Below are 8,018 nucleotides of genomic sequence, written 5' to 3'. Positions count from 1 at the left end.
GGTGGCGGCGCCGAACAGCCGCCGCACCAGCAGGGCCGAGCCGCCGACCACGGCGCGCGCCCGGTCGCCGCCCGGCCCGGCGGTGAAGTGGCCCAGCGAGCGGAAGCGCAGCAGCAGCGGGTTCGGCGTCCGGCTCCACGCCGCCGTGGTCCGCACCAGGTCGCGCACGACGACCGAGGCGCCGGTGGCGCCGGGCAGCAACACCAGGTCGCGCCGCGTGCCATTGACGATCGGGGAGGCCTCCCCCTGGAAGCGGAACTGGCCGGTATAGGCGCATTGTGTTGCCGACACGCCGGAGGCGGCGCGGGACCCGGCGAACAGGAAGCGCGTGGTCAGGGCCAGCGGCAGCACGTCGGGCGGGTTCTCCTCGCCCCAGCTGCCCTGGCTCGGCCGGTAGTCGGCGGCGAAATGCGGCTGGCTCATGGTCGGCGCATTGCCGGTCAGCGTCGACAGCGTGCCATAGGGCGAGGGGTCGACGACCAGCGCGTCGGCGCCGCGCGAGAGGGTGATGTTGCCGGCGTCGAGATGCTGGTGCGCGCTGATGATGCCGCGACACTGGCTGACCATCCAGGCGGCGCCCGGGCCGAAGCCGGTGCGGGCGTAGAAATTGCCGGCGCCGGCGGCCAGCCAGCCCGGCGGCAGCGCGCCGCGGTCGATCGGCTGGGCGGTCACCGTCTCCGTCGCCGCCAGCGACTGGAACAGCAGGGTGAAGTCGCCATTGGCCGGCGGCGCGGGCAAGGCCAAGCGCGCCAGCTCGGCCTTGGCCTGGGCCTTGTCGACCGTCGCGGCCGGGCCGGACAGCACGGCATAGAGGGGCAGGGGATCGGCCTCGAGCGTCGGCTTCTCGTTGTCGGTGTCGCCGCCGACGAACATGCGGTTGTCCGGCGTCAGGCCGTAGACATAGCGATACAGCACCTGGTGCAGCCATGCCCCCATCCAGGGCTGGGGCACGCCGTGCTCGGCCATCGCCCGGCCGGCCAGGGCGTAGGAGACCACCGACAGCGGCCCGTACTGCCAGCCCTCGGCCCAGTCGCCGCCCGGCATCGGCTGGCGCGCGGCCATCCCGCCGGCCATCACCTGGGCCCACATGGTGTTGGTGACATAGGTCCACAGCGCCGTGCCGCTGCCCGGGTAGGCGGCGTCCATGGCATCGGCATGGCCGATCGCGATCAGGGTGACCGCCAGGACATGGCCGGCATGGTAGTTCGACCCGGTCTCGGCGCGCTGGTAGGTGTCCGGATCCTGGTGGAAGGCGATCCACTGGGCGAAGCGCGTGGCCGCCTTGGCCCGCAGCGCCGGGCTCAGGTCGTTGTACAGCCAGTCATAGCCCAGGGCGCTCCAGGCGCCGTTGGTGCGCATCGAATAGCCGGCGTCGCGCGCGACGATGCCGAAGGGCGTGGCCGGGCCGCTGGTGTTGGGATAGCGCGGCCCGTTGCCGTCGCCGAGCGTGTCGGCATCGTCCAGGAGCGCCTGCCAATACTTGATTGCGGTGTCGCGGTGCAGGGCCGAGCCGGTGGCGGCGCGCGCCACCAGGCAGGCATCCAGCGCCTCGACCCAGCGAAAGCTCTGATACTGGCCGGAGGCGTAGTCCGCCGGGTTCAGGCGGGCATCGTCGCATTTGGCGATGGCGCGGGCCACCGGGCTGCCGGGCACGGATCGCGCCGCCTGCCAGGCGGCGACGATCTGCGGCGTCAGCCAGATGCGGGGATGGGGGCCATCGGGAGGGGCCGCCAGGGCCGGGGCGGAAAGCGCCAGCAGCGGCAGGAGGACGGAAAGGAGTCGCCGGACCATGATGTCCCTCAATGCGCCGCGGAATGCGGCAATGAAGAAGGCTTCAGTCCTGAGGTGACCCCACGCGCTCCCGTGCCCCGCCGGCGGTGCCGCCGGGGTCGTTGGTCAGCCCGGCCGCTCCGGTGCGGGATGGGATGATTTGCCTGAGATGCCCGAGCGCTGTGGCGAAATTTGGACGGCCGGAGCGGATCAGGGATCCGGCCGCGCCAGCCCGGCCAGGGCGGCGGTGACGACGCCGACATCATCCGCCAGCGGGCACAGCAGCGCCGGCCGGCCGCCCAGCCGGGCCTCGACCGGGCGGGCCTCGGCGATCATGCAGGCGAGGGCGGCCGCGGCCTCGGGCCCACCCAGCGGCGTCCGGTCCAGCGGCTGGTCGCCCGGATTGCCGCCCAGCGCCTCCTTCACCGCGGTGCCGGCCCACAGCACCTGCGGCGCCGGCCCGGCGAGGTCGAGCATGAGCAGATGCGGCAGCATCGGCATGATCTCGACCGGGCTCAGCGTGTCGCGATGCGGCGGCCGGCCCTCACGGGCGTGGCCGTCCCACCAGCCCTGCAGCCGGCCGAAGAAGGCGGGGCGGCCGCTCATCGCTCAGAGCGTCGCGAGCGCGTCACGGAAGGTGGCGGCGTCGACATTGCCGCCGGAGCAGACGATGACGACGGTGCGGATCTCGTCCGGGATCCGGTTCTCCAGCGTCGCCGCCAGGCCGATGGCGCCGCCCGGCTCCATCACCAGCTTCAGCGTGTCGAAGGCCACGCCCATCGCCCGCAGCACCGCGTCGTCCGGTGCGGCGACGCCGCCGGCCAGCGTCTCGCGCGCGATCGAGAAGGTGATCTCGCCGGGGGTGGGGGATTGCAGCGCGTCGCAAATCGACCGCGCATCGGGCGCGTTCTTCACCCGCTCGCCGGCCGCCAGCGACCGGCGCATGTCGTCCAGCGCCTCCGGCTCGGCAGAGTAGATCCGGGTGCCCGGCAGCTTGGCCTTGATGGCGACGGAGACGCCGGAGACCAGGCCGCCGCCGCTGCAGCCGACCAGCACCGCATCGGGGCGCACGCCCAGCTCGGCGCATTGCTCGGCGATCTCGAGGCCGATCGTGCCTTGGCCGGCGATGATGCCGGGGTCGTCATAGGGCTTCACCAGCGTGGCGCCGGTCTCGGCCTGGATCTTCGCCGCCACCGCCTCGCGGTCCTCGCCGAAGCGGTCATAGGGCACCACCGTGGCGCCATAGGATTCGGTGTTGCGCCGCTTGATCGCCGGAGCGTCGGACGGCATCACGATCGTCGCCTTGATGCCGAACAGCTTCGCCGCCGCCGCCACGCCCTGGGCGTGATTGCCGCTGGAGAAGGCGACCACGCCGCGGGACCGCTCCGCCTCCGGGATCAGGGAGATCCGGTTGTAGGCGCCGCGGAACTTGAAGGACCCGGTGCGCTGCAGCGGCTCGGCCTTGACCAGCACCTCGCGTCCGGCCCGGGCGTCGAGCAGCGGCGAGCGCAGCAGCGGCGTGCGCACGGCCTGGCCGCGCAGGCGGCCGGCGGCGGCCTCGATGTCGGAGACGGAGACGATCATATTTATTTCCAGTCTATTATCGGATGAACTTAAACCAGTAAATCAGCACTGCTAGCGCAGCAGATCCGCCTCCAGCGCCCCCGCCTTCGGCGCCTCGCCCAGGCGCAGGCGGTAGACTTGCGTGTTCTCCAGCACGCGCTGGACATAGCTGCGCGTCTCCGGCAGCGGGATGGATTCGATCCAGTCCACCACCTGCTCCGGCGTCTTCGACGGTGTCGGCGCCCAGGTGTCGACCCGGCCGAAGCCGGCATTGTAGGCGGCGATCGCTCGCGGCCAGTTGCCGTCATAGCGCTTGATCAGGTCGGCCAGATAGCGGCTGCCGAGGCGCAGATTGTGCACCGGGTCGCCGCTGAGCATGCCGGTGGTGTGGTCGATGCCCAGCGACTGGGCCACGTCGCGGGCGGTGCCGGGGCGCAGCTGCATCAGCCCGATCGCCCCGGCGCTGGAGACGGCGGTGGCGTTGAACTCGCTCTCCTGCCGCGCCAGGCCGAGGACGAGGGCTGGTGGCAGGCCGCTGAGATCGTCGGGCATGTCCACCAACGGATAGGCGGCGTCGATCACGGTCAGCCCGTCGCGCGCCGCGGCCTTGGCGGCGCGGACGGCGACGAAGGGATACTTCATCGAGGAGGCCAGCGTCGCCAGCAGCCGGTTCTTGTCCGCCGTGTCGGCATCGACCATCAGCTTGCGCAGGAACAGATCGGCGCGGTCGCGCTGGCCGATGGCGTCCAGCAGCCGGGCGGCGCGGGCCAGGTCGCCGCCATAGGCCGCCACCGCCTGAGCGCTGGGCGTCGCCGAGACGGGCAGGGCCGCGATGCTCGGCTGGTCCAGCTTGTCGGCGGCGAGCTGGCCGTAGAAGGTCAGGGTCTGCTTCGCCGCCAGCCGGTACCAGTCCGCCGCCTTCTGCTTGTTCCCGGCGGCCTCATGCGCCCGGCCCGCCCAATAGGCGCCGCGGGCCAGGCTGATCGGCATCGAGACGTCGCCATACAGCTTCTCGAAATGTCCGATCGCGTCGGTCGGGCGATCGAGGAAGCGCAGCGCCAGCCAGCCCGCCAGGAAGTCCTTGTCGGCCCGGTCCCCCGGGTCGCTCTGCTCCCGCGCGGTCACCAGCTGGTACGCCTTGGTGTAGGACTGCTCGTCGAACAGCCGGCGGGCGATGATGTGCCGCTCCAGCCACCAGTCCTTGGCATGGGCCGAGGTCTTCGGCTGCTGCGCCAGCATCTCGATGGCGCCGGCCTCGTCGTCGTTGCGGCGGCGCCAGCGGGTGCGCTCGTACAGGATGCCCTCATCCTGCAGCAGCTTGGCAGGCAGGGCCCGCACCGCGGCCGAGGCGTCCGGCGTGCGCGCCATCAGCTTCAGCCGGGCATCAGCCACCTGACGGCGGTCGCCGGAGACGCGGGGCAGCATGCGCCGCGCCTCCTCGGCCCGCTCGGCCCACAGCAGGGCATCCAGCCGGGCCCAATGGTCGTCCGGCCCCAGCAGGCTGCCGAAGCGGGCCAGGAACTCGGTCTCCTGCGCGCCAGTCAGGGAGATGTTGCGCCAGGTGTCGCGCGCCCAGATCCGGGCACGGATCGGGTCGCTGGCCTGCAGCGCCGTGCCGAAATGCAGCGCGCCCTCGGCGGTCAGCGGGGCGAAGGCGTCGAACCAGGCGACCACGGCGTCGGCCGGCAGCCCGTCCGGCATCGCCCGCTCGGCCCGGCGGCGCATCGCCTGGACGTTCGGCCAGTCCGGGTTGCGGACGACGAAGGCCGCCAGCTCCTCGAAGCCGGCGGCGCTGTCGGCGCGCGACAGGTCGGCCCAGGTCGCCAGCCGGCCGACCAGGGTGCTGGCCATCTGGCTTTCGACCGTCCGCACCACGTCCCAGCCGTTGCGGTCGACGGCGAAGAATAGGGCCTGCGCCGCCTTGATCTCGGCCGGGGTGGCCGGCTGCGCCAGGGCCGGGGCGGCGGTGCCGAGCAGCAGCGCGGCCGCGGCGGCCAGCGCCGTTCGCTTGCCGGCCCGCACCACAGCGGCTATGACACTGCGTTCACCACCCCAACGCCCACGGAAGCGTCCATGTTCAAGGGATCGATCGTCGCCCTGATTACGCCCTTCACCGAGAGCGGGGTCGACGAGAAAGCGTTCCAGAGCTTCGTCGACTGGCAGATCCGCGAGGGCACCCAGGGCGTCGTCCCCTGCGGCACCACCGGCGAGTCCCCGACGCTGAGCCATCCCGAGCATGAGCGGGTGATCGAGCTGTGCGTCGAGGTCGCGAAGGGCCGCGTCCCGGTGATCGCCGGCACCGGCTCGAACTCGACCGAGGAGGCGATCTCCCTGACCCGGCACGCGAAGAAGGCCGGCGCCGACGCGGCGCTGATCGTCACGCCCTATTACAACAAGCCGACGCAGGAAGGTCTCTACCAGCATTACAGGGCCATCCATGACGCGGTCGAACTGCCGATCGTGATCTACAATATCCCGGGCCGCAGCGTGATCGACATGTCGGTCGACACCATGGCCCGCCTGGCCGAGCTGCCGCGCATCGTCGGGGTCAAGGACGCGACCGCCGACCTGGTGCGGCCGCTGGCGACGCGGGTGCGGATCGGTCCCGAGTTCTGCCAGCTTTCGGGCGAAGACGCCACTGCCACGGCGTTCCTGGCGCAGGGTGGCCATGGCTGCATCTCGGTCACCGCCAATGTCGCGCCGCGGCTCTGCGCCGAGATGCACGCCGCCTGGGAAGAGGGCAACCTGGCGCGCATGGGCGCGATCCGCGACCTGCTGATGCCGCTGCACCGGGCGCTGTTCCTGGAGACCAGCCCGGGGCCGGTGAAGGTCGGCGCCAAACTGCTCGGCCTGTCCGACGACCGTGTCCGGCTGCCGCTGGTGCCGCCGGGCGAAGCGACGCGGAATGCGGTGCGTGAGGCGATGGTCCTCGCCGGCCTGATCAACTGACCACCGGAGCACACCAAGCATCATGGCACAGCCGAAGACCCCGGGCCGCGTCGTCGCGCAGAACCGGCGGGCGCGGCACGATTACTTCATCGACGAGAATGTCGAGGCCGGCATCGTGCTGGTCGGGACCGAGGTGAAGGCGCTGCGCGAGGGCCGCGGCAACCTGCAGGACGCCTATGCCGGCGAGATGCAGGGCGAGCTATACCTGTTCAACGCCCATATCCCGGAATACGGGCCGGCGCAGCGCTTCAACCACGAGCTGAAGCGGCCGCGCAAGCTGCTGGTGCGCAAGCGCGAGCGGGACAAGCTTCTGGGGAAGGTGAAGCGGGAGGGCATGACCCTGATCCCGCTGTCGATCTACTTCAACGCCCGCGGCTTCGCCAAGGTCGATATCGGCCTGGCCCGGGGCAAGAAGGCGCATGACAAGCGCGAGACCATCAAGGCGCGGGACTGGCAGCGCGAAAAGGCGCGCGTGATGCGGGACCGCGGCTGACCCCTGCATCCGCAGGCCGGCTTCCCCACGAAGCCGGCCTGGATCGGATCAGGCGGAGCGCGCGTAGGCGCCGGCCTGCTGCACGGTCTCCTCGACATTACCGTCATCGCCCTCGACCGGGGCGGCCTGGGTGCGGTTCGGCGCGTTCATCCGCTGGATGTGCGGCGCCAGCTCCATCAGCTCGACGAAGTTGTCGGCCTGGCGGCGAAGCTCGTCCGACACCATCGGCGGGCTCGACTTGATGGTCGAGACCACGGTGACGCGGACGCCCTTGCGCTGGATCGCCTCGACCAGGCGCTTGAAGTCGCCGTCGCCCGAGAACAGCAGGATGTGGTCGGCGCGGTCGGCCATCTCCAGCGCGTCGATCGCGAGGTCGATGTCGACATTGCCCTTGACCCGGCGGCGGCCCTGGCTGTCGGTGTACTCGCGCAGCGGCTTGGTCACCATGCTGTAGCCGTTGTAGTCGAGCCAGTCGATCAACGGACGTATAGGAGAGTATTCCTGATCCTCGATCAGCGTCGTATAATAGAAGGCGCGGATCAGGCGACCCTTCTTGGCGAACAGGTCGAGCAGCCGGCGATAGTCGATATCGAAACCAAGCGAACGAGCCGCGCCATAAAGGTTGGCGCCATCAATGAATATTGCGAGCCGTTCTTCCTTATAGAATATCATGTGCGTTCCTTCGCGGCAGGGGACGGGTGACAGATTGGGTTCGCTACTCAGTTTGCAAGGAGCGGTCAACGGGTTGCGACGACGCTTGCGCATTCGCCGCAACTGCGGTAGGTGGTCCGCCCCTCGGTATAACAAAGATGCGGCCATTGCGTTGCATCCATCGTGCCACGATTCTATCGTCGTGGCTGTTTTTGTGCAGGAGCGGTAGCCCATGGCTCGCGTCACCGTCGAGGATTGCGTCCTCAAGATCCCGAACCGGTTCGATCTGGTCCTGATGGCGGCCCAGCGCGCCCGCGACATCTCGTCCGGCGCGGCGCTGACGCTGGATCGCGACGACGATAAGAACCCGGTGGTCGCGCTGCGCGAGATCGCCGACGAGACGGTCCCGCTGGACGGCCTGCGGGAGGCCCTGGTCAAGGGCCACCAGAAGCTGGCCGAGATCGACGAGGCCGATGAGGAGATCATCGAGCTGATGGCCGGCGAGGAAGAGTGGCTGAAGGCCGGCGTGGCGCCGCAGAGCCCGGCCGGCGCGGTCGGCTCGGACGAGGAGTCCACCTTCGGCATCGACGCC

At 70.6% G+C, this 8,018-nt stretch carries 8 protein-coding genes; 3 read left to right on the top strand and 5 right to left on the bottom strand.

The genetic code is table 11. The features are described 5' to 3' along the window. From ABDW35_RS26655 to ABDW35_RS26640, 4 genes are all read right to left on the bottom strand, one after another. Nucleotides 1-1,791, bottom strand: a 1,791-nt coding sequence (locus tag ABDW35_RS26655; protein WP_343716885.1) for a hypothetical protein, incomplete at its 3' end; no start/stop codon positions are given. A 189-nt stretch (nucleotides 1,792-1,980) separates the two neighbouring features. Then, the gene (locus ABDW35_RS26650; protein ID WP_343716884.1) at nucleotides 1,981-2,376 is read right to left on the bottom strand and encodes a hypothetical protein; all 396 of its coding nucleotides are present in this window, start codon (nucleotides 2,374-2,376) and stop codon (nucleotides 1,981-1,983) included. A 3-nt stretch (nucleotides 2,377-2,379) separates the two neighbouring features. Further along, nucleotides 2,380-3,354 carry a threonine/serine dehydratase gene (locus ABDW35_RS26645; protein WP_343716883.1) on the bottom strand — a complete coding sequence of 325 codons (975 nt, stop codon included), beginning with the start codon at nucleotides 3,352-3,354 and terminating at the stop codon, nucleotides 2,380-2,382. Between the two features lie 51 nt (nucleotides 3,355-3,405). Further along, nucleotides 3,406-5,355 (bottom strand): lytic transglycosylase domain-containing protein, encoded by a 1,950-nt coding sequence (locus ABDW35_RS26640; RefSeq protein WP_343716882.1) that lies wholly within the window; start codon nucleotides 5,353-5,355, stop codon nucleotides 3,406-3,408. Between the two features lie 51 nt (nucleotides 5,356-5,406). On the opposite strand from ABDW35_RS26640, the gene dapA reads away from it, so the two are divergent. Together dapA and smpB are read left to right on the top strand one after the other, a co-directional pair. Beyond that, nucleotides 5,407-6,282, top strand: coding sequence for a 4-hydroxy-tetrahydrodipicolinate synthase (gene dapA, locus ABDW35_RS26635; RefSeq protein WP_343716881.1), 876 nt, complete (start codon nucleotides 5,407-5,409; stop codon nucleotides 6,280-6,282). 22 nt (nucleotides 6,283-6,304) lie between these two features. Beyond that, complete coding sequence (gene smpB / locus ABDW35_RS26630; protein WP_034833201.1) at nucleotides 6,305-6,775, top strand: SsrA-binding protein SmpB; 471 nt, start codon at nucleotides 6,305-6,307, stop codon at nucleotides 6,773-6,775. Nucleotides 6,776-6,823: 48 nt separating this feature from the next. Here the strand turns inward: smpB and ABDW35_RS26625 are convergent, their stop codons facing one another. After that, nucleotides 6,824-7,447, bottom strand: a complete 624-nt coding sequence (locus ABDW35_RS26625; RefSeq protein ID WP_343716880.1) for an NYN domain-containing protein — start codon at nucleotides 7,445-7,447, stop codon at nucleotides 6,824-6,826. Between the two features lie 211 nt (nucleotides 7,448-7,658). Here ABDW35_RS26625 and rpoZ point away from each other — a divergent pair. Beyond that, nucleotides 7,659-8,018, top strand: a 360-nt coding sequence (rpoZ, locus tag ABDW35_RS26620; RefSeq protein WP_343716879.1) for a DNA-directed RNA polymerase subunit omega, incomplete at its 3' end; no start/stop codon positions are given.

Source organism: Inquilinus sp. (genome assembly GCF_039594555.1).
In the GTDB taxonomy this organism is placed as follows: domain Bacteria; phylum Pseudomonadota; class Alphaproteobacteria; order DSM-16000; family Inquilinaceae; genus Inquilinus.
Note: the sequence above shows the minus strand (reverse complement) of the source record. Positions and strands in the feature narration are given on the sequence as shown.